We start from the raw sequence: 23,598 nt of genomic DNA, 5'->3' as shown, positions 1-23,598 counted from the left end.
TCACTCCGCGGCGAACAGCAGGCTCACGTTGCTGCCGCCGAAGGCGAAGGAGTTGCTCAGCGCGGTGCGGGGCGGCCGCGGCGCCGTCTCGCCCGGGCGCACCAGGTGCAGCGCGGGCAGCGTCTCGTCGACCGCGCCGTCCCACCAGTGCGCAGGCAGCCGGCCACCGGGGTTGTCCACCAGCGTGAGCCAGCAGAAGGCCGCCTCCAGAGCCCCGGCCGCGGCCAGCGTGTGGCCGGTGAGCGGCTTGGTGGAGCTGGCGGGCAGGGCACTGCCGAACACCGCCGCCACGGCGCGGCTTTCCATGGCGTCGTTGTGCGGCGTGGCGGTGCCGTGCAGGTTCAGGTAGTCGATCGCCCCCGCGCCCAGGCCGGCGCGCTGCAGCGCCCGGCGCATGGCGTCCTCGGCGCCCCGGCCGGTGGGGTCTGGCGCGGACATGTGGTGCGCGTCGGACGTTTCGCCCCAGCCGGCCAGGCGCAGCGGGCCGGGCTCGCGGCCGAGCAGGAACAGGGCCCCGCCTTCGCCCAGGTGGATGCCGTCGCGGTGCCGGGACATGGGGTTGCACACGCCGGCCGACACCGACTCCAGCGCGCTGAAGCCGGCCACGGTGAGCCGGCACAGCGCATCGGCGCCACCGCAGACCACCGCGTCGGCCAGGCCGGCCTGCAGCAGCCGGGCGCCCGCCGCCAGGGCCTTGGCGCCGGACGAGCATGCGGTGGAGATGCCGTACACGGGGCCCGCCGCGCCGACCGCGGCGGCCACGTGCCGCGCCGGGCTGGCCATTTCCTGGAGCGCGTAGTGGTAGCCGGCCGGCCAGTGGCCGTGCACGGCGCGCGCCAGCTCGGCGGCCTCGCCCTCGGCCACGCCCGCGGTGCTGCTGCCCACCACCACGGCCACGCGGGCGGGGCCGAAGCGGTCGACGGCCCGGGCCACGTCGCTCGCGATCCCGGCCAGGGCCTGGCTGGCCAGCGCATGGGTGCGCGGGGCGCCGGGCGGCACGCTGGCCACGCCCAGGGCCACGGGGCGGCCGGGGCTGAAGGCGTCGGTGCGTGGCACCTGCGGCGGCCGGGACGTGAACAGGCCCTCGCGCACCGCCGCGGCGTCGGCCCCCAGGGCGCAGCTCAGGCCCATGGCCTGCAGGTACACGGCAGGGGAGCTCATGCGCCGGGCTCCTCGGCGAGCGGCACCGAGTCGATGCGCAGCCGGTACGCGAGCCGGTGGTGCACGAGCTCGATGCGGGGGCTGCCGGCGCCCTGGACGCGCACCACGGCCTCGTCGCCCTGCCACAGCACGCGCTGGCCGTCCGTGTCATCCAGGCGATAGCCCGCGGGCAGCGCCTGTCGCAGCGCCTGCGCCGGCCACAGCGCCAGTTGCAGGTCGCTCAGCACACGCTCGGGCGGCACGGCCGGCGGCCAGCCGGCGGCCGTCTCGCTGTGCAGGTCCCGGCCGTCCCAGGTGAGGCGCGCCAGGGTGCGGCCGGGGGCCAGCAGGGCCAGCTGCAGGCGTTGCGCGTCCACTTCCAGCAGGGCCTCCAGCGGCGCCATCGCCTGGCCGTCGCGCTCGAGCTGCAGGCGCTGCTGCCAGGCGAGACGCCGGCCCAGGGTGGCGGGAGGCAGGCGGAACAAGGGCAGCGGCGCGGACGCCCCCGCGCCCGGCGGGGTGGACGTGGGCACGCCGGCGCAGCCGGACACGGCGCCCAGCGTCACGCAGGCGGCCAGCAGCGCCGACACGGCGGCAGCACGCAGGGGCAGGGGCGGTGCCACGGCGATCAGGCCCCGGTGGCGCGGGCGAAGCGCAGCAGCGAATGGCCGTAGCCGATGCCGTCGCGCCGGGCCACCAGCCGCAGGCCGGCGGCCTCGGCCAGGCGGATGTAGTCGCCGCTCTCGTAGATCTTGCTGTTGCCGCTGGCCATGGCGGTGAAGTACGGCGAGGTGTTGATCAGGCAGAAGGTGGCGATGTCGTAGCGCTGGCTGTCCCACAGCGTGTCCAGGATCAGCACCTGGCCCTGCGGCGCCAGCGCCTGCGCCGCCCGCTGCAGGATGGAGCCGATGACGGGCTCGCTGAAGCAGGACAGGAACTGGCTCATCCACACCAGGTCCATGCCCGTGGGCAGGGTGGCCGACGGGTCCAGCATGTCGCGGGCATGCAGGGTGGCCCGCTCGCGGGTGCCGGCCTCGACGAGGGTGCGCTCGGCCACGGCCAGCTGCTGCGGCAGGTCCACCAGGTGCAGGTGCAGCGAGGGCTCCGCGGCCAGGGCCAGGCGGGCGAACTTGCCGGTGTTGGCGCCGATGTCCATCACATGGCGCGGTGCCGTCGCCATCACGTCGGGCAGCACGTCGGGGAACGAGGTGTCGGAATACAGGTGGTCGAACTCGAACCAGCTGGTCTTGGCCGGCTCGGGCAGCTCGGCCATGCCCTCGTACAGCGTGGGCCAGTCGCCCAGCGCCTTCAGGCCCACCGGGCGCTCGGTGTCGAGCGCGGTGTCCAGGTCGGCCAGGCCGCGGTAGCAGACGTCGTGCACGAAGTTCAGGTTGATCTGCGTCATGCGGTCGGACAGCAGACAGTAGCCGGTCTTGTCCAGCACGTAGCGGCCGTCCTCGCGGCGCTGCACCACGCCGGCCGACAGGCAGGTTTCGAGCGCCACCTTCAGCGCGTAGGCGGTCCAGCGGCCGGTGGCGGCCAGCTCGTCCACCGAGCGCCCGTCGGTGCCGGATTCGGACAGGGCCTGCAGCATGCCGCGCTTCCACGCATAACGCACGCACTGGAACACCACGGGGCCGAAGGCGATGCGCTGGGCGGCGAAACGGGCGTCGAAGGCCGTCTGGCGGGCGGGGGAGAAGCTCAGGTGGGTCATGGGGCGGTCAGGACGGAAGGGGTGGCGTCCGGGGTGTCGCGGCCGGCGCGCAGCCAGGGGGCGAGCAGGCTGACGGCGGCCAGGCCGATGCCGAGGGTGAGGCCGAAGGCGCGCAGGGCGGGGGTGGAGGACACGGCCAGCAGGCCGAACGACAAGGCGGTGCTGGCGGCACCGAGCACCACCGCGAGCCAGGCCGCGCCGTCGCCCCGATGCTCGAGCAGGAACACGCCGTAGTCCACGCCCACGCCCAGCAGCAGCAGCAGCGCCAGCACGTTGAACAGTTGCAGCGGCATGCCGAGCAGGCCCAGCACCGCCACGGCCGCGACGGAGGCGATGGCCGTCGGCGCCCACGCGCGCCAGGCGCGGTGGCCGAAGCGCCAGGCCAGGGCCGCCAGCACCAGCGCGTGGCCGGCGATCAGCAGCCACGTCATGCTGGCGCGGTAGCGGCCCAGCAGCTGCGAGACCTCGGCCGGCTTGTCCACCCAGCGCACGCCGGGCAGCCCGTCCGCCGCGGCGGCCAGGCGGGGCAGCGCCGCGGCGCCCTCGACGCCGCGCAGCATCACCAGGCTGGCGACGGCGGTGCCGCCGTCGGCCTGGGGCACCTCGCCCAGCCACAGGTGCGCGCCGGCGGCCGCCGCGGCCCCCTGGCGCCACTGCGCCAGGGTGAGCGGCTCGGCGGCGAAGGGCGGACGGGTGATGGATTCGCCCAGCCGGCTGTTCACCGCCTGCAGCACGGCGGCCTCGGTGCGCGCGGTGAGCGCGGCGTCGGCCCGCTGGCGATCCGGCGAAGGCACCCAGTCGGACAGTGCCTGCCAGCCGGCGAGCACCCCCGAGGCGCGCAGCGGCGCCAGCCGCGCAGTGAGCGCTTCCTCGCGCGCCAGCAGGCCCGCCTCGTCCGCCGCCATGACGACATAGAACTGGCCGGGGCTGGGCAGGCCGAGCAGGCGGCCGACCTCGCGCTGGTCGGCCACCAGGGCGGCGGGCGAGGACTGCAGCTGGCGGATGTCGTCGTTGGGCTGCACCCGGCTCAGCCCGGTGGCCAGCACCAGGCCCAGGGCCACCAGCCCCACGGTCTGCGCCGCCTGTCCGTGCCAGCGTGGCCACCGCGCGAGGCTGGCGGCGATGCGGCGCGACAGCCCGGTCATGGCCGGGGCGCGGCCGTCGAGCAGGGGAAACCAGCACAGGGCGGTAAGGAAGGCCGCGCTCAGGCCCGCGGCGGAGAACACCGCCATCTGGCGCAGCCCCGGGAAGGGCGCCCAGGCCAGCACGGCATACCCCAGCACGCTCGTCACCAGCGCCAGCACCAGGCCGGGCAGCAGGTGGCGCAGCAGCCGCGCCGGCGCCTCGTCCGGCGCGGCCTGCCGGCTGGCGAACCAGTGGATGCCGTAGTCCTCGGCCACGCCGACCAGGCTGGCACCGAAGACGAGCGTGAGCAGGTGCACCTGGCCGAACACCAGCGCCGTGGCCGACACGCCGGCGGCCACGCCGATGCCCAGCGACAAGGCCACCAGCGCCAGGGCGCGGACGCGGCGGAAGGCCAGCCACACCAGCGCCATGACCGCCGCGAGCGAGCCCCAGCCGATCGAGTTGACCTCCCGGCTGGCCTGCACGGCCGCCGCTTCGGCGTGCAAGGGCAAGCCGGCGCGGTGCAGCACGAGCGTGGGCACGGCGGCGCGCGCCGCCTGCTCGGCCGTGGCCAGGGCGTCTGCGATGCGCGCTTCACCGTCGAGCGCAAAGGCCGGCCGGCCGGTGTCGTACAGCAGCACGACCCAGTGCCGGCGCCCGGCGCCGTCACCCGAGGCCAGCACCAGCTCGCCCTGCTCGGGGCGGGCCAGTGTCTCGCCGCCACGCGCGGCCCACCACGCCGGCCACAGGCCCAGCGGGTCCGCGGCCCAGGGCGTCAGGCGACCGCCTGGCCCAGGTTGGTGCAGGGCCGACAGGGCCCGCTCGGCGGCCACATCGGCCGGCTGGGCCACCAGCCACTCGCGCTGCCCCGCCGTGAGCAGGCGGTCACGCCATGGGCGGTAGAACGCCACGCTCGCCGCCGCGGCCGCCTCGTCCACGCGCTGTTCGCGCCAGCCCAGGGCCGCGGGCAGCGCCAGGCGCCACGCCTGGGCGGCACGGCGCGCGTCACCATCGGAGGCGGCGCCCAGCATGACCACCACCCGGCCCTCGGCCGAGCGGGCCAGGCGCTGCGTGGCCGCGGCGACGGCCGGCTCGTGCTCGTCGCGCGGCAGCAAGGCCATCACGTCGGTGTCCAGGCGGGCGGCGGACCAGAACCGCCACTGGTGGGCGGCGATGGCCAGCACCGCCAGCAGCCAGACCGCCGCCAGCAGGCGCAGCCAGGCAGTGGCCTGCCCGTGCCGGGTCACCGGGGCGCGGGCCTCACTCAAAGCGGGCCGCCTCGTCGCGGTCGAGCTGGACGGCCGTGCTCTGGCCGCTCAGCCGCAGGTGGGTCTCGTCGCCACTGGGCTCGCGCCACTGCACGGCCTGCACCTGGCGGTCGCCCTGCAGCTCGATGTGCTGGATCCAGGCGCCCAGCGCGGCATCGCGCGGCGTGAGCACCAGGCGCCATGTGCCCTGCGCCGGCACCTCGCCGTCAATGCGGAAACGCTCGCCGAGCGCGGCCAGGTCGGCAGCGAGCAGGGCGAACATCAGGCCGTTCACGGCACGCAGCGCAGGCGACTGCTGCGTGTCGGCGGCGGGCGTGCCGCCGCGGCCATCATCGGTGCGCGACACCAGCCGGTCGCGCGTGAGCACGAGCGTGGAGGCGAAGGGCTCGCGCGTGCGCCACACCACGCCGCGCTCGCGGGCGAACAGGTAGTCGCCGCGCGAGACGAGCGGGTGCTTGAAGCCGGCCACGGTCTTGCGCTGTTCGAACTGGCCGCGCTGCACCGGCGCGTCGGACAGGCGTTGGCGCAGGCGGGCCGCCAGGGCCTCGGCGGGGGCCGCGGCAGCGCCCGAGGCCGGGCGGCCCGCCGCCAGGGCGGCCATGCCGGCCGCCAGCGCGACGACGCAACGGCGGCGCGACCTCACGGCGCCTCCACGCCCAGGCGCTGCCACAGCACCGGCGGGCACACGAAGCACATCTCGCGCGTGGCGATGTCCACCGCCACCTGGGTGGTCTGCGCGCTGGTGAGCTTGGCGCCCGTGGCGGCATCGCTGAGCAGGTAGTCGATGCGCAGGCGGTTCTCCCACTCCACGATGCGCGCGCGCACCTTCAGCGGCTGGCCGAACACGGCCGAGCGCACGTACTTCAGCTTCAGCTCCACGATGGGCCAGGCATAACCCGAGGCGCGCATCTGCGGGTAGTCGTAGTCGTACCGCTGCAGCAGCGCGCTGCGAGCCAGCTCCAGGTACTTCACGTAGTGCCCGTGCCAGACGATCTCCATCACGTCGATGTCGTAGAAGGCGGGCACCACCTCGATGGTGTGGCTGAGGTCGGGCGCGCTCATCGGGCCTCCGTGGCGGCGACGGCGAAACGGCGGGCGCGTATCCCCTCGGCCAGCGCATGCAGCTCGCGGTCGAGGGCGCGGTCCTCCGTCACGAGCGGAATCTCGTCGGCCAGCGCGGCCAGGAACGCCGCCAGCGGCACCGGCAGGCTCAGCGACGGGTCGAGGCGGCCGCGCAGCGCCAGCGCCTGGCGCGCGGCGACGAGCATCGCGGCGGCCACCTGCTCGGTGAGCTCGAGCACACGCAGCGCGTCGCGTGCGGCGATGGTGCCCATGCTCACCTTGTCCTGGTTGTGGCACTCGGTGGAGCGCGAGAACACCGAGGCCGGCATGGTGAGCTTCAGCGCCTCGGCGGTCCAGGCCGACACGCTGATCTGCACCGCCTTGAGGCCGTGGTTGATGGCGGCGCGGTCGCCGGTCGCGCCCGACAGGTTGGCGGGCAGGCCGTGGTTGTAGCGGCTGTCCACCAGCAGCGCGAGCTGGCGGTCCAGCAGGTCCGCCACGTTGGCCACCGCCGCCTTCAGCGCGTCCATGGCGAACGCGATGTGGCCGCCATAGAAATGGCCGCCGTGCAGCACGCGCTCGGCGTCGGGGTCGATCAGCGGGTTGTCGTTGGCGCTGTTCAGCTCGTTCTCGACCAGCTGGCGCAGGAAGGGCAGCGCATCCTCGAGCACCCCGATGACATGCGGCGCGCAGCGCAGCGAGTAGCGGTCCTGCAGGCGCTGCTCGTTGCGCGCCGGGCGGTCACTGGCCAGGTCGTGGCGCAGCCAGGCCGCCACGCGCTGCTGGCCGGGATGGGGCTTGAGCTCGAACAGGCGCTCGTCGAAGTGGTGCGCATTGCCGGCGCTGGCCACCACGTTGCAGGCGGTCAGCCGGGTGGCCAGGCGGCCCAGGTAGTCGGCGCGCTGCCACGCCAGGCAGGCCAGGGCGGTCATCACGGCGGTGCCGTTCATGAGGGCCAGCGCCTCCTTGGGACGCAGGCGCAGCGGCGCGCGGCCGATGGCCGCCAGCGCCTGGGCGGCGGGCAGGCGCTCGCCGCGCCACACCACCTCGCGCTCGCCGCACAGCACGGCGGCCAGGTACGACAGCGGCGTGAGGTCGCCGCTGGCGCCCACGGAGCCCTCGGCGGGGATGAGCGGCAGCACGTCGTGCACCAGCAGCTGCTCGATCTGCTCCAGCAAGGCCACGCTCACCCCCGAGACGCCCTGCGCCAGCGAGGCCAGGCGCACCGCCAGCACCGCGCGTGTCTCGGGCGGCGACAGCCAGCGGCCCGCGCCGCAGCCGTGGTAGGTGTACAGGTGGTGCGGCAGCTCGTCCACCAGCGCCGGCGGGATGCTGACGGTGCACGAGTCGCCGTAGCCGGTGGTGACGCCATAGACCACGCCGTCCTCGGCGAGCAGGCGGTCCAGGAAATCGGCCCCGCGGGCGATGCGCGCACGGAAGGCCGGGTCGGTGGACAGCTCGGCGCGGGCGCGGCCCTCGGCGAGGGCGACGACGTCCTCGATGCGCAGGCGCTGGCCGTCGAAGCGGACGGTGGGCAGGGGGGCAGGCAAGGTGCTCATGGGCAGGCGGTGGGCGTGGCGGCCGTGGCGGGGGTGGCCACGGGCTGGGCCCAGAAATCGAAGAAGTTGAACCACTCGAACGGCGCCTCGGCCACCACGGCCTCCAGCGCACGGGCATAGGCGGCCACGTGGCCGGCCAGCGCCTGGGCGCGTTGGCCACGCGGCAGGCTCACCCGCTCGGCCAGGCGCACGAAGCGCACCACATGGCCGGGCCGGGCACGGTCCGCCGAGCGGGTGCAGGCCATGAAGTACAGCGGGCACTGCAGCAGCATGGCCAGCACGTACGGCCCGACGGGGAACGGCGCCGGCTGGCCGAGGAAGGGCGCCATGGCCGTGCTGCCGGGCGTGGGCCGCACCGGCACGCGGTCGCCGGCCATGGCCACGAAGCCGCCGCGCGCCACGCGCTCGGCCAGCAGCGCGGCGGTGGCCGGCGTGATCTCGGTGACCTGGATGAGCTCCACCCGCGAGCCGGGGTCCAGGCGGCGCAGCAGGCGGTTGAACTGCTCGGCGTGGCGCGTGTGGACCAGGATGGTGAGGTCGAACCCCTCGCGCCGGCCGGCGCCGGCCTGGCAGAGCTCCAGGCAGCCGACGTGGCCGGTGACGAGCATGCCGCCGCGCCGCTCGGCGATCATCTGCAGCACGGGCTCGTGGCCCTCGAAGCGCAGGTGCTCGAAGCGGTAGCGCCCGCTCATCGCCAGCAGCTTGTCGAGCAGGGTGTCGGCGAAGGACAGCAGGTGGCGCCACGAGGCCCCCGGCCCGGGCGCGGGGCGGCCGGTGTGGGCGGCCACGCGTGCCAGGTAGCCGCGCGAGGCGGCACGCGCCGCCGGGCGGCTGAGCCAGTACCAGGCCACCACCGGCACGACGCACAGGCGGTAGGGCCAGCGCCCCAGCCAGCGGTGCACCTGGTACAGCAGCCACAGCCCGCCGGCGCAGGTGGATTCGCCGATGTGGGCCCAGTGGGCCGGCGCGCGGCCGGCAGCGGGCGCGTTCATCCGGCTACCCGGCGCCACAGCAGCAGCGGCAGCCGCAGCAGCATGCCGCCGAACAGCCGCGCGTGCATGGCGGAGATCAGCACGTTGTCGCGGCCCAGGCGGAAATGCGAGATGCCGTCCTGCGGGTAGGTCACGCGGGTGGGCAGGTTGACCATGGGCACGCCGCGCCAGGCCAGGCGCACCAGCACCTCGGTGTCGAAGTCCATGCGCTTGCCCAGCGCGACCTCGTCGAGCAGGCGCAGGGTGGGCGCCAGCGGGTACACGCGGAAGCCGCACATCGAGTCGCGGATCGCCAGCGACAGGGTGTTGATCCACACCCAGATGTGGGTGGCATAACGCCCCACCAGCCGCCCCAGCGGCACGCTGTCGTCGTAGATGGGCTGCCCGACGATCACCGCGCCCGGCTGCGCGGCGCTGGCCGCGAGAAAGCGCGGGATGTCGCCCACCGCATGCTGGCCGTCGGCGTCGATCTGCAGCGCATGGGTGAAGCCCCGTGCCCCTGCCGCCCGCAGGCCGGCCATCAGGGCGCCGCCCTTGCCCTGGTTGTGCGGCAGGCGCACCAGCGTCAGGCGATCGGGCCCGTGGCGGGCGGCCAGCGCGTCGAGCACGGCCGCACAGCCCGGCTCGCTGCCGTCGTCCACCAGCAGCGCATGCAGGCCACCCGCGTGCACGCCGTCCACCATGGCGCCGATGGTGGCGGGGTGGTTGTAGACGGGGATCACGGCGACGACGTCAGTGCGCACCGGGCGCCTCCTGCGGCACGGCGGGAGCGAAGACCACCTTGCCGCTGGCGTGCACGCCCAGGGCCGAGGTGTAGCGCAGCGTCAGCACGCCGCGCGGCGCGTCCCATTGCAGGGCCAGCTCCAGCTCGGCGTCGGGTGGCACCACCTGCTGGAACTTCAGCGCGTCGATGCGCAGGAACTCGGCGGGCAGGTCGAAGGCCTGCCGGGCCCAGGTGAGCGCCCAGTCGAGCTGGGCCACGCCGGGCAGGATGGGCTGGCCGGGAAAGTGGCCGTCGAACACCGGATGGGACGCGGGCGGGGCGAAGCGCAGTCGCGCGGCCTGGGCGCCGCGCTCCAGCCACTGCGCACCGGGCGGCTCGTGCACCTGGGCGCCGAACAGGGCGGCCAGGGCGGCCTCGGTCACCTTGCCCTGCGGGTTGACCGGCAGCGCCGGGACGAAGCGCCACCGCCGCGGCAGCGCGACACGCTCGACCTGGGCCAGCAGGCGCGAGGCCAGCCGCTGGCCGAGGGCGCGCCGGCCTTCCAGGGCCAGGCAGTCGTGCCCGGCGGGTCCCGGCACGGCGACCACCGCCAGGCGCGGGCCGCCGCCCACATCGGGCAGGACCAGCGCGCGGGCCTCGGCCACCCACTGCCCGTCGTCCACCACGGTGCGCTCGATCGCGGTCAGCGACACGCGCTTCTCGCCGATCTTCACGATGCGGTCGGCGCGGCCCAGCAGGATGAATCCCGCGGCACCGCGCGGGCCGGCCGCCGGCCGGACACGATCGGCCGTGCCGGCCCACTCGGCGCTGGGCAGGTGCGGCGACCGCACCTGCAGCAGGTCGCCGTCCATGCGCCAGTCGATGCCCGGCAGGGGCTGCCAGTGGTCGCCATCGACGGCGCGCTGGCGCCACGCGATGCCGCCCGTCTCCGAGCTGCCGAACACCTCGATGGGGGAGTGGCCCAGCCGCAGCAGGCACTCGGTGGCCGCCTCGGGGGGCAGCGGGCCGCCGGAGGAGAACACCGCGCGCAGCCGGGCGCCGGCCTGCACGAGGGCGGGCTCGTCCGGCACGCGGCGCAGGTGCGCCGGGCTGGCCACCAGCACGCCCGGTTCGCCCTGCAGGGCCGTGGGCAGGGCCTCCAGGTAGTCGAGCCGGCGCGCGAGGAACGGCCGACCGGCGGCCAGGGACCACAGCACCACGAACAGCAGGCCGTAGATGTGCTGGTGCGAGACGGTGGCCGCCACGGTGGCCACGCCGTCGGCATCCACCCGCTCGCCGAACGCCGCCTGCAGCGTGTGCATCTCGGCGTCGAGCTGGGCCAGCCGCTTGTCGATGGCATCGGGCTCGCCGGACGAGCCCGAGGTGAAGACGACCAGGTGCGTGCGCTGCAGGTCGAGCGGGGCGCAGGGGGCCTGGTCCACCGGGCCGGTGGACGCCGCCAGGGCGCCGGGCAGCTCGCCCAGCCACCCGTCGCAGCGGTCGGCCAGGCTGGCCAGCGTGGCCGGCTGGGTGTCCCCGGGCAGCACCACCGTCTTGCCGGCCAGCCAGGCGCCGAACAGGCGGGTGGAGAAATCGTAGGCGTCTTCGGTGAACAGCGCCCACCGCGTGCCGGGCTCGCCGGCCAGGCGCTGGCGCCAGCCCTTCACCTCGGCCAGCCAGTCTGCATGGGTGAGCAGGCGGCCCTGGCGCCGTGCCACGGGACGCGCGGGGTCGGGTGCGCCGCAGGCGACGTGGGTGAGGGCTCGCCACGTGGCGCGCCGGGGGGCCTGGGTCATGCGGCGCTCCGGGGGACGGCGGCGTCCGGGGCGGCAGCCAGCCGGGCCTTCAGGCGGCGACGCAGCAGCCATTCGCCACCGAACATGGCGCCGATGAGGAGGTAGGCGACGAAACCGTTGTACGCCGCCCAGACCCGCGTGGACGACCAGACCGCCGTGGCGGCGGCCACCAGGCCATTGGCCAGGAAGAACACGCACCAGGCCTGCGTGACGCGGCGCGTGTAGGCCACCGCCTCGGCGGGCAGCGCCGGCTCGGCCACGCGCGCCAGGCGCTCCACCAGCGGCGGACCGTGGTGCAGGCTGAGCCCGAAGACGGCCAGCAGCGAGGCGTTCACCAGCACCGGGTACAGCTTGAGCGGCAGCCAGCCGTGGCCCAGGCTGCTGACGGCCGCCAGCGCGACGGCGCCGGCCGCGGCCAGCCACCACACCGGGTCGCGGGCCAGCGCGGCGCGCAGCACCGCCACGGCGACGAGCGCCGCCGCCACCCCGCCCGGCGGCAGGCGGTCGGCGCCGAATGCCACGACGAAGGGGTAGGCGAGCGTCAGCACGAGCACGGCGGCCGTGGCCGCCGCCCGCAGCCGGGGGGCCGGGGCGGAGCGGGCCGGAGCGATGCGGTGCGGCGCGTCAGATGGGCGCCGGGTCATTGACCAGGCGCGCCAGGGCGTCGGCCACGTCCTGCACGGTGCGCACCGTCTTGAACGCCTCGGGGTTCATGCGTTTGCCCACCAGCGGCTTGAGCCGGACGATCAGGTCGACCGCGTCGATGCTGTCGATGTCCAGGTCTTCGTACAGGCGCGATTCCGGCCGGATGCGCTCGCGCTCGATCTCGAACGTCTCGTGCAGGGTGTTGACGATCGTCTGCAGGATGTCGTCTTGTGTCATGGTGATCCCTCGGGTCTCGCGGGTGAGGCGTCAGCGGTTGCGGTGCGCGGCCACGAAGGCGGACAGGGCGCGCACGCTGGCGAAGTGGCGGCGCGTTTCCTCGCCGTCGGCGGACATGTGCACGCCGTAGCGCTTCTGCAGCGCCAGGCCGAGCTCCAGCGCATCGATGGAATCGAGGCCCAGGCCCTCGACGAAAAGTGGCGCGGCCGGGTCGATGTCGTCGGGCTGGATGTCCTCCAGCGCCAGTGACGAGATCACCAGCTCCTTGATGTCCTGTTCCAGTGCCTCAGTGGTGATGGCCTGCACGGTGGGCTCCCTTGTCGAAGAAGTAGTCGGTCAGATGGTCGGTCAGGCGGCGCGCGGCGACCGCGTCGCTGCAGCCGTCGGCCAGGAAAGGGGCCACGGGAATGTCCGGCCCGACCTCCAGGCGCATGTGCATGCGCCGCGGCGGGACGCGGTACCAGCGGTCGCCCTTGGCCAGGGTGAGCGGCTGGGCGCAGATGCGCACGGGCGTGACGGCCCAGCGGCCGCGCACGGCGATGTTGGCGGCCCCGCGCTGCAGGGGCCGCGCGCCGGTGCGCGGCGTGCGCGTGCCTTCGGGAAAGACGATGAGGTTGTGGCCGCGCTGCAGGGTGCCCACGCAGTCCTCGACCATGGCAGGGCCGGAATCGTTGCACACGAACCCGGCCGCCCGCACCGGGCCGCGGGTGAAGGGGTTGTGCGCCAGAGACGCCTTGACGATGCAGTCCGCCCCGTCCACCAGCGACATCAGCAGCACCACGTCGATCAGGGTCGGGTGGTTGGCCAGGATCAGCAGGCCGCGGCGCTGCAGCCGCTCGGCCCCCACGATCTCGATGGACATCACGCCCAGGCCGCACATCAGGCGCACGAACAGGCGGAATGCGCGGCTGATGCAGGCGCGTGCCCAGCGCTGGCGGCGCGCCGGCTGGGTGACCATCAGGCCGAGCACCGGGAACACGAGGGTGCGCAGCATCAGCCCGCCCACCCCGAAGGTGGCGAAGCACAGGCCGGTGGCGGCGGTGCGCCACGCGATGTCCAGCCGCTCACCCATGCCGGCTGCCTTGCCAGCATGCGGCGGCGCCCGGTTCGGCGCGGCGCTGCCAGGCGGGCGCCTGCCCGATGAGGAAACGCAGCAGCGACAGCGAGAAGGGCAGGGCGTCGTCCGGGCTGGCCTGCGCGGCGGCCCCCGGCGGCGGCGAGGCCAGTCCGAGGCGGATGCGCGGCGCGTCGGCCGAGCCGGGCAGCGCGATGCGACAGCCCCACGCGTGCGCGGCCACGGGCTCGTCCATGAAGGCGGCGTACTCGCCCGGCAGCGGCGCGTCGTAGCACACCACGGCCGCCTCGGGCGCGCCGTCGGCCAGCAGCGCGGCGGCCTCCAGCAGGCCGAGCGCGGCCGTGGCCGGCCCGGCCGCCAGGGCGGTGTGGTTGTCGCGGTCGCCGCGCGCGATGGAGCAGGTGGCGCCGATGGCGTTGTGCACCGACAGGCCGAACGCGGTGGGCGACAGCGGCTCGCCGCGCGCCGCCTCGGCGAGCAGGGCCAGGGCGCGCTCGGCGTCGCCGTAGCGCGAGGCGAACACCACGGGGCAGGCGCCGGGCGGGCTGGCCGACTGCGGACCCAGGAGCTGGTAGGCCACGTCTGCCGCCATGCGACCGAGCGGGTTCAGGCGCCGGCGCACCATGGGCGGCATGCCGGCCACGGGGGCGGCAATCGACGGCACGGCGTCGGGCACCCGGGCCGGTTGCCCGGCCCACGCCCCCCACTGCTCACGCCGCTCGAGGCCAGGTGCCCACGCGGTCCAGTCGCGGATGACAAACTCGACGTTCAAGGGAAAAAGGGCAGGCGCGGCGTGGGGACATCCAATTGTAAGTAGGCACTCCCCCGCGGCCCACTGACGGCTTCCCCTAATACGCGCGCACGTGACGACTGGCCGCCAACTATTGCCTGTGCAGGCGGTCGGGCGTGGCGGTGGGGTGACAATCCGGCCATGGCAACGAAGAAACCCAAGGGCCTGGGCATGGGCCTGGAGGCCTTGCTCGGCCCCAAGGTGAGCGAGGTGCCGTCCGCCGGTGCCGAGGCGGCGGCGGGCGCGCCGAGCGTGCTCAAGGTGGGGCAGCTGCAGGCGGGCAAGTACCAGCCTCGCACGCGCATGGACGAGGGCTCGCTGTACGAGCTGGCCGAGAGCATCAAGAGCCAGGGCGTGATGCAGCCCATCCTGGTGCGCCCGCTCGGCGACGCGCCCGGGCCGGGCGCCACCGGGGCGGCACGCTACGAGATCATCGCCGGCGAGCGCCGCTTCCGCGCGGCGCAGCTGGCGGGCCTGGACGAGGTGCCGGTGCTGGTCAAGGCGGTGCCCGACGAGGCGGCCGCCGTCATGGCGCTCATCGAGAACATCCAGCGCGAGGACCTGAACCCGCTGGAAGAGGCGCAGGGCCTCAAGCGCCTGGTCGACGAGTTCGGCCTGACCCACGAGCAGGCGGCGCAGGCGGTGGGCCGCTCGCGCAGCGCCGCCACCAACCTGCTGCGCCTGCTCAACCTGGCCGCGCCGGTGCAGCAGATGCTCATGGCGGGCGACCTCGACATGGGCCATGCGCGGGCGCTGCTGCCGCTGCCCGCGGCCGAGCAGATCCTCACGGCGAACGAGGTGGTGGCGAAGAAGCTCTCGGTGCGTGACGCGGAGAAGCTGGCCACCAAGGCCCTCAACCCCGGCCGCCAGGCGCCGCTGCTGCGCGTGGCGCAGGAGAAGTCGCGCGACATCGTGCGGCTGGAGGAGCAGCTGGCCGACGTGCTGACCGCGGACGTGGAGATCCGCGTGCAGCGCAAGACGCGCCGGGGCGAGCAGGGCGAGATCGCCATCCGCTTCTCGTCGCTCGACGAGCTGTCGGGCCTGCTGGACAAGCTGGGCGTGTCGGAACGCTGAATCCTGCACGCCATGGGCCGGCGTGCCGCGCACGCCGCGGGAACCCTGTCTGCACGGCCGACACAAACGCGCTATAACCGACGCACGGTGGCCGCAGGCCCCGGGCGCACGGAACGCCCGATCTGCCACCCACATGGTCCGCTTTTTGCTGGATAGCCCCGCAGGAGATTCGCTCACGCTGGTCACCGTCGACGCCTGCTGATGCGTTGACACCCATCAAGACCGGAAAGCTCTGATGACGCCCGGGTCCGTACAGCCGGGACGCCATCAGAACTTCCCAGACGCCGCGAAGCCGGACACGCCTGTCCGTCGCGCGGACGCCGCCCTGATGCTTCCACAGGAGGTCTTGCATGGACGTGATGAGCAGCTTCGCCGCCCGCTACGAGCGCACCCGCGAGGAGGAAATGTCCCTCGCGGACTACCTGGCGGAGTGCAAGCGCAATCCGCTGGCCTATGCCACCGCTGCCGAGCGCATGCTCAAGGCCATCGGTGAACCGCAACTCGTCGACACCCGCAACGACCCGCGGCTGTCGCGCATCTTTGCCAACAAGGTCATCAAGATCTACCCGGCGTTCGCCGAGTTTTACGGCATGGAAGACTCGATCGAGCAGGTCGTGTCGTACTTCCGCCATGCCGCGCAGGGGCTGGAGGAGAAGAAGCAGATCCTCTACCTGCTGGGCCCGGTGGGCGGGGGCAAGAGCTCCATCGCCGAGCGGCTGAAGCAGCTCATGGAGCTGGTGCCCTTCTACGCGATCAAGGGCTCGCCGGTGAACGAATCACCGCTGGGCCTGTTCAGCGCCGACGAGGATGGCCCCCTGCTGGAGCAGGAGTACGGCATTCCTCGCCGTTACCTCAACCGCATCATGAGCCCGTGGGCCGTGAAGCGGCTGGAGGAGTACGGTGGCGACATCCGCCAGTTCAAGGTGGTCAAGCGCTACCCCAGCGTGCTCAAGCAGGTGGGTGTCAGCAAGACCGAGCCGGGCGACGAGAACAACCAGGACATCAGCTCGCTGGTGGGCAAGGTGGACATCCGCAAGCTGGAGACCTACGCCCAGGACGACCCCGACGCCTACAGCTACTCCGGCGGCCTGTGCCTGAGCAACCAGGGGCTGATGGAGTTCGTGGAGATGTTCAAGGCGCCCATCAAGGTGCTGCACCCGCTGCTCACGGCCACCCAGGAGGGCAACTTCAAGGGCACCGAGGGCTTCGGCGCCATCCCCTTCGACGGCGTGATCCTGGCGCACTCGAACGAGAGCGAGTGGAAGGCCTTCCGCAACAACAAGAACAACGAGGCCTTCCTCGACCGCGTCTACATCGTCAAGGTGCCGTACTGCCTGCGCGTCAGCGAGGAGGTCAAGATCTACGAGAAGCTGATCCGCAACTCGTCGCTGGCCGAGGCGGCCTGCGCGCCGGGCACGCTGAAGATGATGAGCCAGTTCGCCATCCTCACGCGCCTGAAGGAGCCGGAGAACTCCTCGCTGTTCAGCAAGATGCAGGTCTACGACGGCGAGAACCTGAAGGACACCGACCCGCGCGCCAAGAGCTACCAGGAGTACCGCGACTACGCCGGGGTGGACGAGGGCATGAGCGGCATCTCCACCCGCTTCGCCTTCAAGATCCTGTCCAAGGTCTTCAACTTCGATTCCACCGAGGTGGCGGCCAACCCCGTGCACCTGATGTACGTGCTCGAGCAGCAGATCGAGCGCGAGCAGTTCGCTGGCGAGCTCGAGCAGAAGTACATCGGCTTCATCAAGGAGCAGCTCGCGCCACGTTATGCCGAGTTCATCGGCAAGGAGATCCAGACCGCCTACCTCGAGAGCTACAGCGAGTATGGCCAGAACATCTTCGACCGCTACGTCACCTACGCCGACTACTGGATCCAGGACCAGGAGTACCGCGACACCGACACCGGTGAGGTGTTCGACCGCGCCTCGCTCAACGCCGAGCTGGAGAAGATCGAGAAGCCCGCGGGCATCGCCAACCCCAAGGACTTCCGCAACGAGATCGTCAACTTCGTGCTGCGTGCGCGCGCCAACAACGCCGGCAAGAACCCCAACTGGACCAGCTACGAGAAGCTGCGCACGGTGATCGAGAAGAAGATGTTCTCGAACACCGAGGAACTGCTGCCGGTCATCAGCTTCAACGCCAAGGCCAGCGCCGACGAGGCCAAGAAGCACGAGGACTTCGTGCAGCGCATGGTGCAGAAGGGCTACACCGCCAAGCAGGTGCGGCTGCTGTGCGAGTGGTACCTGCGGGTGCGCAAGAGCTCCTGACCCATGGCGCTCCAATCCATCATTGATCGACGGCTGGCCGGGAAGAACAAGTCGATCGGCAACCGCGAGCGCTTCCTGCGGCGCTACAAGGACCAGATCCGCGAAGCGGTCAAGCGGGCGGTGGACGGCCGTGGCATCCGCGACCTGGAGCGCGGCGAAGAGGTGCGCATCCCGAAGAAGGACATCTCCGAGCCGGTGTTCCACCACGGCCAGGGCGGCAAGCGGGAGATGGTGCACCCCGGCAACAAGGAGTACGTGGCCGGCGACCGCATCGCCCGGCCGCAGGGCGGCGGCGGCCAGGGCGGCGGCAAGGGCCAGGCAAGCGATTCCGGCGAAGGCGAGGACGACTTCGTCTTTGCGCTGACCAAGGAAGAGTTCATGCAGGTCTTCTTCGAGGACCTGGCCCTGCCGCACCTGGTGAAGACCCAGCTGGCCGAGGTGCCGGAGTGGAAGACCCACCGCGCCGGCTTCTCGAGCGACGGCACGCCCAACAACCTGCACATCGTGCGCTCGATGCGCGGCGCGCTGAGCCGCCGCATCGCGCTGGGTGGCGATGCGCGGCGCGAGCTGCATGCGCTGCAGGACCGCGTGGCCGAGATCCGCCGCCACCATCCGGACGACCCGGTGGCGCAGAAGGAGCTCGCCGACGCCGAGAAGCGCATCGCGGAGCTGCGCGGCAAGCTGGCCGGCATCCCCTTTCTCGACCCCATCGACCTGCGCTTTCGCAACCGCGTGCGCGTGCCGGTGCCCAGCTCCAAGGCGGTGATGTTCTGCCTGATGGACGTGTCGGGCTCCATGGACGAGGCGCGCAAGGACCTGGCCAAGCGCTTCTTCATCATCCTGTACCTGTTCCTCACCAAGCACTACGACAAGATCGAGCTGGTCTTCATCCGCCACCACACCCAGGCCCAGGAGGTGAACGAGGAGGACTTCTTCCACGCCCGCGAAACGGGCGGCACGGTGGTGTCCAGCGCACTGGAGTTGATGCACGAGATCATCCAGAGCCGCTACAACCCGCACGAGTGGAACATCTACGGCGCGCAGGCCAGCGACGGCGACAACTGGCACCACGACTCGGGCCGCTGCCGCGAGCTGCTCACCGAGAAGCTGCTGCCGGCCTGCCGCTACTACGCCTACGTGCAGGTGGCCGAGGAAGAACAGAACCTCTGGGAGGAGTACACGCGCATCGCCGAGACGCACAGGCACTTCGCCATGCGCAAGGCCATCGCCGCCGACCAGATCTACCCCGTGTTCCGCGACCTCTTCAAGAAGCAGGGGGCTCCGGCATGAGCGTTGAATACTCCCAGGACCGCCGTTTCGTGCACAACCCCGCCAAGATCCCTGAGACCGGCGACCGCCGGCGGCCGCGTGCGGCGCTGGACCAGCCCCTGCCGCCGCCGCCGCGGCCCGAGCACCCGCTGCCGGACCCGAGCGACTGGTCGTTCGAGCTCATCCACCAGTACCACGAGGTGATCCGGGCCACGGCGCGCCGGTTCGGCCTGGACACCTATCCCAACCAGCTGGAGATCATCACCGCGGAGCAGATGATGGATGCCTACGCCAGCGTGGGCATGCCGGTGAACTACCGCCACTGGAGCTACGGCAAGGAGTTCATCTCCACGGAGAAGAACTACCGCCGCGGCCACATGGGCCTGGCCTACGAGATCGTCATCAACTCCAATCCCTGCATCAGCTACCTGATGGAGGAGAACACGATGGCCATGCAGGCGCTGGTCATCGCCCACGCCGCCTACGGGCACAACAGCTTCTTCAAGGGCAACTACCTGTTCCGCATGTGGACGGATGCCTCGTCCATCATCGACTACCTCGTCTACGCCAAGAACTACGTGGCCGAGTGCGAGGAGCGGCACGGGATCGGCGCGGTGGAGGAGTTCCTCGATTCCTGCCACGCGCTGCAGAACCATGGCGTGGACCGCTACCGCCGGCCCAGCAAGAAGTCGCTCGCCGAGGAACTGGCCCAGCGCCGCGACCGCGAGCAGTATGCGCAAGCGCAGGTCAACGACCTGTGGCGCACGCTGCCCCGGCGGGCCGAGAAGGAGGAGGAGGCGGCGGCGCCCAAGCGCTTCCCGGCCGACCCCGAGGAGAACCTGCTGTACTTCATCGAGAAGAACGCGCCGCTGCTCGAGCCCTGGCAGCGCGAGCTGGTGCGCATCGTGCGCAAGATCGCGCAGTACTTCTATCCGCAGCGCCAGAGCCAGGTCATGAACGAGGGCTGGGCCACCTTCTGGCACCACAAGCTGCTCAACACCATGTACGACGACGGCTACCTCACCGACGGCGTGATGATCGAGTGGCTCAAGTCGCACACCAACGTGATCTACCAGCCCCGGGTGGGCGACCGCAACTACTCGGGCCTGAACCCGTACGCGCTGGGCTTCGCGATGTACACCGACATCAAGCGCATCTGCGACGCCCCCACCGACGAGGACCGCCACTGGTTCCCCGACATCGCCGGCAAGCCCTGGCTGCCCACGCTGGACCAGGCCATGCGCAACTACAAGGACGAGAGCTTCATCGGCCAGTTCCTCAGCCCCAAGCTGATGCGTGACTTCCGCCTGTTCCAGATCACCGACGATGAGCACGAGCCCGAGATCGAGGTGAGCGCCATCCACGACGAGAGTGGCTACCGGCGCGTGCGCGAGGCGCTGTCACGCCAGTACGACCTGGGTGCGCGCGAGCCCAACATCCAGGTGTGGAACGTGAACCTGCGCGGTGACCGCTCGCTCACGCTGCGCCACACGCAGCACAACGACCGCCCGCTGGACGAATCGGCCCACGAGGTGCTCAAGCACGTCGCGCGCCTGTGGGGCTTCGGCGTGCAGCTGGAAAGCGTGAACGCGCGCGGCGACATCACCCGGCGCTGGAGCGTGCCCGCCCCCGGCTGACGGCGCCGCTAGGCGGCGAAGATCTTGCCGGGGTTGAGGATGCCGCGCGGGTCCAGCGCGGCCTTGAGCGCACGCATCACCGCCACGCCGCCTTCGCCCGCTTCCTCGCGGAGGAAGCCCTGCTTGTGCAGGCCCACGCCGTGCTCGCCGGTGCAGGTGCCCTCCAGGCGCAGCGCACGCTGCACCAGCTGGTGGTTCAGGCGTTCGGCCAGCTCGCGCTCCTCGGGCCGCTCGGGGTCGATCAGGTAGGCGACGTGGAAGTTGCCGTCGCCCACGTGGCCGACGATGAAGTACGGCAGGCCCGAGGCCTCCACCTCGGCCACCGAATCGACGATGGCTTCGGCCAGGCGCGAGATGGGCACGCAGGCGTCGGTCGTCACTGCGCGGCAGCCCGGCTTCATCTGCAGCCCCGACAGGTACGCCCGGTGCCGGGCCGTCCACAGGCGCGTGCGCGCCTCGGGCGTGGTGGCCCACTCGAAGGCCTGGCCGCCGTGCTCGGCGGCGATCTCCTGCACCAGCTCGGCCTGCTCCTGCACGCCGGCGTCGCTGCCGTGGAACTCCATCAGCAGCATGGGCGCCTCGGCCAGCGCCATCTTCTCGGCCCGGTTCACCGCGCGCACGGCGTTGGCGTCCAGCAGCTCGCAGCGGGCGATGGGCACGCCCATCTGGATGATGGCGATGGTGGTGTTCACCGCGCTCGCCACATCGGGAAAGTGGCACACCGCGGCCGACACCGCCTGCGGCAGCGGGTACAGCCGCAGGGTGACCTCGGTCATCACGCCCAGCGTGCCCTCGCTGCCCACGAACAGGCGGGTGAGGTCGTAGCCGGCGCTCGACTTGCGGGCGCGCGTGCCGGTGTGCAGCACCTCGCCACTGGCCGTGACGACGGTGAGCGCCAGCACGTTCTCGCGCATGGTGCCGTAGCGCACGGCGTTCGTCCCGGACGCCCGCGTGGCCGCCATGCCGCCGATCGTGGCGTTGGCGCCGGGGTCGATGGGGAAGAACAGGCCCGTGTCGCGGATCTCGCGGTTGAGCTGCTCGCGTGTCACGCCGGCCTGCACGGTGACGGTGAGGTCCTCGGCGTTGACCTGCAGGAGGCGGTTCATGCGCGACAGGTCGATGCTGATGCCCCCCTGCACGGCCAGCAAGTGGCCTTCGAGCGAGGAGCCGACGCCGAAGGGAATGACCGGGAAGCCATGCCCGTGCGCCAGGGCCACCACGAAGGCCACGTCGTCGGTGGACTCGGCGAACACCACCGCATCGGGCGGCGGCACGTCGAAGGGCGATTCGTCGCGACCGTGCTGCTCGCGCACGGCGCGGGCCAGGGACAGGCGGTCACCGAAGCGCTGCTGCAGCGCGGCGAGGGCGGGGGCGGGCAGGGTGCGTTCCATGGCCCCATTGTGGAGGCTGCCCGGACCCCCTGCGCTCACTGGGTCAGCGCGCCGGCGCGCTGCTGCAGCAGCGCGCGTTCTTGTGCATTGCGCGCCAGCCCGGCGGCGTGCACGAAGGCCGCGCGGGCCTCTTCCACCCGGCCCAGCCGCGCGAGCAGGTCGCCCCGCACGGCCGGCAGCCAGTGGTAGGCCCGCAGCGCCGGGTCGTCCTGCAGCGCGTCGACGATGGCCAGCCCCGCCTCCGGGCCGAACGCCATCGCGACGGCCACCGCACGGTTCAGCTCGACCACGGGTGAGGGTGTGGTCGCCGCCAGGGCGTCGTACAGCGCCGCGATGCGCGCCCAATCCGTGTCCTGCGGCACGACGGCGCGTGCATGGCAGGCCGCGATGGCCGCCTGCAGCGCGTAGGGCCCGAAGGCCCGGCCCTGGACGTCGCACAGCGATTGCGCACGGTCCAGCGCGGCCAGGCCGCGGCGGATGAGCAAGGGGTCCCAGCGGGCGCGGTTCTGGTCGGCCAGCAGCACCGGGCGTCCCTGCGCATCGGTGCGTGCCGCCGTGCGCGACGCCTGCAGTTGCAGCAGGGCGGACAGGCCGTGCGCCTCGGGCTCCTGGGGGGCCAGCTCGGCGAGGATGCGCGCCAGGCGCATGGCCTCGTCGCACAGGGCGGGGCGCATCCAGTCCTCGCCCGCGGTGGCGGTGTAGCCCTCGTTGAAGACGAGGTAGACCACTTCCAGCACCGAGGCCAGCCGGTCGGCCAGCGCCGGGCCGCGCGGCACCTCGAACGGCACCCGCGCCTCGGCGAGGGTGCGCTTGGCGCGCACGATGCGCTGGGCGATGGTGGGCTCGGGCACGAGGTAGGCGCGGGCGATCTCGGCGGTGCTCAGGCCGCCCAGCAGCTTGAGAGTCAGGGCCACGCGCGCCTCCGGCGACAGCAGCGGGTGGCAGGCGGTGAAGACCAGGCGCAACAGGTCGTCGCCGATGTCGTCCTGGCGCGCCGCATCCAGGGCGTCCACGAAATCGGGCACCACCAGCGCCTCCCTCGCCTCCAGGTCCAGGCCGATCTGTTCCAGCTTGGCGGCCAGGTTCTTGTCCCGCCGCAGGCGGTCCAGCGCGCGGTGCTTGGCGGTGGTCATGAGCCATGCCCCCGGGTTGGCCGGCACGCCCTCGCGGGGCCAGTGCTCCAGGGCCGCCACCAGCGCGTCCTGCGCCAGCTCCTCGGCCAGGCCGATGTCGCGCACCAGCCGGGCCACGCCGGCCACGATGCGGGCCTGCTCGATGCGCCAGACGGCGTCGATGGCGCGGTGGGTGGCATGGCCCGCAGGCAAGGGCGGTGACGGATCGGCCATGGGCGTGGTGGCGGCGCGCGCCGGGGTCAGGGGCGCGGCGTGTCGAGCTGGCGAAAGCGTTCCACGGCCGCGTTGGGCGTGAAGTCGTCCAGCTCGACCAGCGGCCGCACCTCGATCTCGCTGTCCAGCGCCTGGCCGAAGGGGGCGGGGAAGCGGCGCGCCCACTCCATGGCTTCCTCGCGCGAACGGGCCTGGATGAGCGTGTAGCCGGCGATCAGCTCCTTGGTTTCCGCAAAGGGCCCGTCCACCAGCGTGGGCTGGCCGCCCCGGTAGCGCACGCGGAAACCGTCGCGGCTGGGCTTCAGGCCGTTGGCGTCGAGCAGCACGCCGGCGCGCGACAGCTCCTCGTGGTAGCTCGCCATGGCGGCCATGAGGGCCTCCTCGGGCAGGGCGCCGGATTCGCTCACCGCGTTGGCGCGCACCATGATCAGGAATCGCATCGTCGTTGCTCCTGGAGGGATGGCAGTTGCCAGGACGACGAACCGCAGGCGGGCGTTTCGAC

The 23,598-nt window shown here is 72.6% G+C and carries 22 protein-coding genes; 4 read left to right on the top strand and 18 right to left on the bottom strand.

Going from position 1 to position 23,598, the window contains the following annotated elements:
* From ACE3UN_RS12210 to ACE3UN_RS12140, 15 genes are read right to left on the bottom strand one after another with little or no spacing between them, the layout of a single operon-like run.
* Positions 1 to 1,161, bottom strand: coding sequence for a beta-ketoacyl-ACP synthase (locus ACE3UN_RS12210; RefSeq protein WP_374675228.1), 1,161 nt, complete (start codon positions 1,159 to 1,161; stop codon positions 1 to 3).
* A complete protein-coding gene (locus tag ACE3UN_RS12205; protein WP_374675227.1) occupies positions 1,158 to 1,763 on the bottom strand; it encodes a DUF3261 domain-containing protein in 606 nt (201 codons plus the stop codon). The genes ACE3UN_RS12210 and ACE3UN_RS12205 overlap by 4 nt, the downstream gene beginning before the upstream one ends.
* Positions 1,764 to 1,768: 5 nt before the next feature.
* Complete coding sequence (locus ACE3UN_RS12200) at positions 1,769 to 2,854, bottom strand: class I SAM-dependent methyltransferase (protein ID WP_374675226.1); 1,086 nt, start codon at positions 2,852 to 2,854, stop codon at positions 1,769 to 1,771.
* Positions 2,851 to 5,226, bottom strand: a complete 2,376-nt coding sequence (locus ACE3UN_RS12195) for an MMPL family transporter (RefSeq protein WP_374675225.1) — start codon at positions 5,224 to 5,226, stop codon at positions 2,851 to 2,853. The genes ACE3UN_RS12200 and ACE3UN_RS12195 overlap by 4 nt, the downstream gene beginning before the upstream one ends.
* Positions 5,227 to 5,239: 13 nt before the next feature.
* Positions 5,240 to 5,890 (bottom strand): outer membrane lipoprotein carrier protein LolA, encoded by a 651-nt coding sequence (locus tag ACE3UN_RS12190; protein WP_374675224.1) that lies wholly within the window; start codon positions 5,888 to 5,890, stop codon positions 5,240 to 5,242.
* Positions 5,887 to 6,309, bottom strand: coding sequence for an acyl-CoA thioesterase (locus ACE3UN_RS12185; protein ID WP_374675223.1), 423 nt, complete (start codon positions 6,307 to 6,309; stop codon positions 5,887 to 5,889). The genes ACE3UN_RS12190 and ACE3UN_RS12185 overlap by 4 nt, the downstream gene beginning before the upstream one ends.
* Positions 6,306 to 7,868, bottom strand: a complete 1,563-nt coding sequence (gene hutH / locus ACE3UN_RS12180) for a histidine ammonia-lyase (RefSeq protein ID WP_374675222.1) — start codon at positions 7,866 to 7,868, stop codon at positions 6,306 to 6,308. The genes ACE3UN_RS12185 and hutH overlap by 4 nt, the downstream gene beginning before the upstream one ends.
* A complete protein-coding gene (locus ACE3UN_RS12175) occupies positions 7,865 to 8,860 on the bottom strand; it encodes an acyltransferase (protein WP_374675221.1) in 996 nt (331 codons plus the stop codon). Before ACE3UN_RS12175 ends, hutH begins: the two co-directional genes overlap by 4 nt.
* Entirely contained in the window at positions 8,857 to 9,603 is a 747-nt protein-coding gene (locus ACE3UN_RS12170; RefSeq protein WP_374675220.1) for a glycosyltransferase family 2 protein, read from the bottom strand. Before ACE3UN_RS12170 ends, ACE3UN_RS12175 begins: the two co-directional genes overlap by 4 nt.
* Positions 9,593 to 11,359 carry an AMP-binding protein gene (locus ACE3UN_RS12165; protein ID WP_374675219.1) on the bottom strand — a complete coding sequence of 589 codons (1,767 nt, stop codon included), beginning with the start codon at positions 11,357 to 11,359 and terminating at the stop codon, positions 9,593 to 9,595. Before ACE3UN_RS12165 ends, ACE3UN_RS12170 begins: the two co-directional genes overlap by 11 nt.
* Complete coding sequence (locus ACE3UN_RS12160; protein ID WP_374675218.1) at positions 11,356 to 12,003, bottom strand: hypothetical protein; 648 nt, start codon at positions 12,001 to 12,003, stop codon at positions 11,356 to 11,358. Before ACE3UN_RS12160 ends, ACE3UN_RS12165 begins: the two co-directional genes overlap by 4 nt.
* Complete coding sequence (locus ACE3UN_RS12155; RefSeq protein ID WP_374675217.1) at positions 11,984 to 12,241, bottom strand: acyl carrier protein; 258 nt, start codon at positions 12,239 to 12,241, stop codon at positions 11,984 to 11,986. Before ACE3UN_RS12155 ends, ACE3UN_RS12160 begins: the two co-directional genes overlap by 20 nt.
* A 30-nt stretch (positions 12,242 to 12,271) precedes the next feature.
* Positions 12,272 to 12,547, bottom strand: a complete 276-nt coding sequence (locus tag ACE3UN_RS12150; RefSeq protein WP_374675216.1) for a phosphopantetheine-binding protein — start codon at positions 12,545 to 12,547, stop codon at positions 12,272 to 12,274.
* Entirely contained in the window at positions 12,528 to 13,313 is a 786-nt protein-coding gene (locus tag ACE3UN_RS12145; RefSeq protein ID WP_374675215.1) for a lysophospholipid acyltransferase family protein, read from the bottom strand. Before ACE3UN_RS12145 ends, ACE3UN_RS12150 begins: the two co-directional genes overlap by 20 nt.
* Entirely contained in the window at positions 13,306 to 14,088 is a 783-nt protein-coding gene (locus ACE3UN_RS12140; RefSeq protein ID WP_374675214.1) for a beta-ketoacyl synthase chain length factor, read from the bottom strand. Before ACE3UN_RS12140 ends, ACE3UN_RS12145 begins: the two co-directional genes overlap by 8 nt.
* Before the next feature lie 159 nt (positions 14,089 to 14,247).
* On the opposite strand from ACE3UN_RS12140, the gene ACE3UN_RS12135 reads away from it, so the two are divergent.
* The 4 genes from ACE3UN_RS12135 (at position 14,248) to ACE3UN_RS12120 (ending at position 20,359) form a co-directional block, all read left to right on the top strand.
* The gene (locus tag ACE3UN_RS12135; protein ID WP_374675213.1) at positions 14,248 to 15,180 is read left to right on the top strand and encodes a ParB/RepB/Spo0J family partition protein; all 933 of its coding nucleotides are present in this window, start codon (positions 14,248 to 14,250) and stop codon (positions 15,178 to 15,180) included.
* Between the two features lie 350 nt (positions 15,181 to 15,530).
* Positions 15,531 to 17,453, top strand: a complete 1,923-nt coding sequence (locus tag ACE3UN_RS12130; protein WP_374675212.1) for a PrkA family serine protein kinase — start codon at positions 15,531 to 15,533, stop codon at positions 17,451 to 17,453.
* A gap of 3 nt (positions 17,454 to 17,456) precedes the next feature.
* Positions 17,457 to 18,743 (top strand): YeaH/YhbH family protein, encoded by a 1,287-nt coding sequence (locus ACE3UN_RS12125; RefSeq protein ID WP_374675211.1) that lies wholly within the window; start codon positions 17,457 to 17,459, stop codon positions 18,741 to 18,743.
* Positions 18,740 to 20,359 (top strand): SpoVR family protein, encoded by a 1,620-nt coding sequence (locus tag ACE3UN_RS12120; protein ID WP_374675210.1) that lies wholly within the window; start codon positions 18,740 to 18,742, stop codon positions 20,357 to 20,359. The genes ACE3UN_RS12125 and ACE3UN_RS12120 overlap by 4 nt, the downstream gene beginning before the upstream one ends.
* An 8-nt stretch (positions 20,360 to 20,367) precedes the next feature.
* On the opposite strand, the gene ACE3UN_RS12115 is transcribed toward ACE3UN_RS12120, so the two are convergent.
* The 3 genes from ACE3UN_RS12115 to ACE3UN_RS12105 are packed head-to-tail and all read right to left on the bottom strand — an operon-like array spanning position 20,368 to position 23,536.
* On the bottom strand, positions 20,368 to 21,750 hold the full coding sequence (locus ACE3UN_RS12115) for an FAD-binding oxidoreductase (protein WP_374675209.1): 1,383 nt from the start codon (positions 21,748 to 21,750) through the stop codon (positions 20,368 to 20,370).
* A gap of 35 nt (positions 21,751 to 21,785) precedes the next feature.
* Positions 21,786 to 23,096 carry an RNA polymerase sigma factor gene (locus ACE3UN_RS12110; protein ID WP_374675208.1) on the bottom strand — a complete coding sequence of 437 codons (1,311 nt, stop codon included), beginning with the start codon at positions 23,094 to 23,096 and terminating at the stop codon, positions 21,786 to 21,788.
* 26 nt (positions 23,097 to 23,122) lie between these two features.
* A complete protein-coding gene (locus ACE3UN_RS12105) occupies positions 23,123 to 23,536 on the bottom strand; it encodes a YciI family protein (RefSeq protein ID WP_374675207.1) in 414 nt (137 codons plus the stop codon).
* Positions 23,537 to 23,598 lie beyond the last annotated feature (62 nt).

Origin of the sequence: Ideonella sp. (genome assembly GCF_041918995.1) — a bacterium.
GTDB lineage: Bacteria > Pseudomonadota > Gammaproteobacteria > Burkholderiales > Burkholderiaceae_C > Ideonella.
This window is presented reverse-complemented; position numbering and strand designations above follow the sequence as displayed.

Coding starts and splice junctions, on each gene's coding strand:
- ACE3UN_RS12210 (WP_374675228.1), bottom strand. CDS start 1,161: ATGAGCTCCCCTGCCGTGTACCTGCAGGCCATGGGCCTGAGCTGCGCC.
- ACE3UN_RS12200 (WP_374675226.1), bottom strand. CDS start 2,854: ATGACCCACCTGAGCTTCTCCCCCGCCCGCCAGACGGCCTTCGACGCC.
- ACE3UN_RS12185 (WP_374675223.1), bottom strand. CDS start 6,309: ATGAGCGCGCCCGACCTCAGCCACACCATCGAGGTGGTGCCCGCCTTC.
- hutH (WP_374675222.1), bottom strand. CDS start 7,868: ATGAGCACCTTGCCTGCCCCCCTGCCCACCGTCCGCTTCGACGGCCAG.
- ACE3UN_RS12175 (WP_374675221.1), bottom strand. CDS start 8,860: ATGAACGCGCCCGCTGCCGGCCGCGCGCCGGCCCACTGGGCCCACATC.
- ACE3UN_RS12165 (WP_374675219.1), bottom strand. CDS start 11,359: ATGACCCAGGCCCCCCGGCGCGCCACGTGGCGAGCCCTCACCCACGTC.
- ACE3UN_RS12160 (WP_374675218.1), bottom strand. CDS start 12,003: ATGACCCGGCGCCCATCTGACGCGCCGCACCGCATCGCTCCGGCCCGC.
- ACE3UN_RS12155 (WP_374675217.1), bottom strand. CDS start 12,241: ATGACACAAGACGACATCCTGCAGACGATCGTCAACACCCTGCACGAG.
- ACE3UN_RS12145 (WP_374675215.1), bottom strand. CDS start 13,313: ATGGGTGAGCGGCTGGACATCGCGTGGCGCACCGCCGCCACCGGCCTG.
- ACE3UN_RS12135 (WP_374675213.1), top strand. CDS start 14,248: ATGGCAACGAAGAAACCCAAGGGCCTGGGCATGGGCCTGGAGGCCTTG.
- ACE3UN_RS12130 (WP_374675212.1), top strand. CDS start 15,531: ATGGACGTGATGAGCAGCTTCGCCGCCCGCTACGAGCGCACCCGCGAG.
- ACE3UN_RS12125 (WP_374675211.1), top strand. CDS start 17,457: ATGGCGCTCCAATCCATCATTGATCGACGGCTGGCCGGGAAGAACAAG.
- ACE3UN_RS12120 (WP_374675210.1), top strand. CDS start 18,740: ATGAGCGTTGAATACTCCCAGGACCGCCGTTTCGTGCACAACCCCGCC.
- ACE3UN_RS12115 (WP_374675209.1), bottom strand. CDS start 21,750: ATGGAACGCACCCTGCCCGCCCCCGCCCTCGCCGCGCTGCAGCAGCGC.
- ACE3UN_RS12110 (WP_374675208.1), bottom strand. CDS start 23,096: ATGGCCGATCCGTCACCGCCCTTGCCTGCGGGCCATGCCACCCACCGC.
- ACE3UN_RS12105 (WP_374675207.1), bottom strand. CDS start 23,536: ATGCGATTCCTGATCATGGTGCGCGCCAACGCGGTGAGCGAATCCGGC.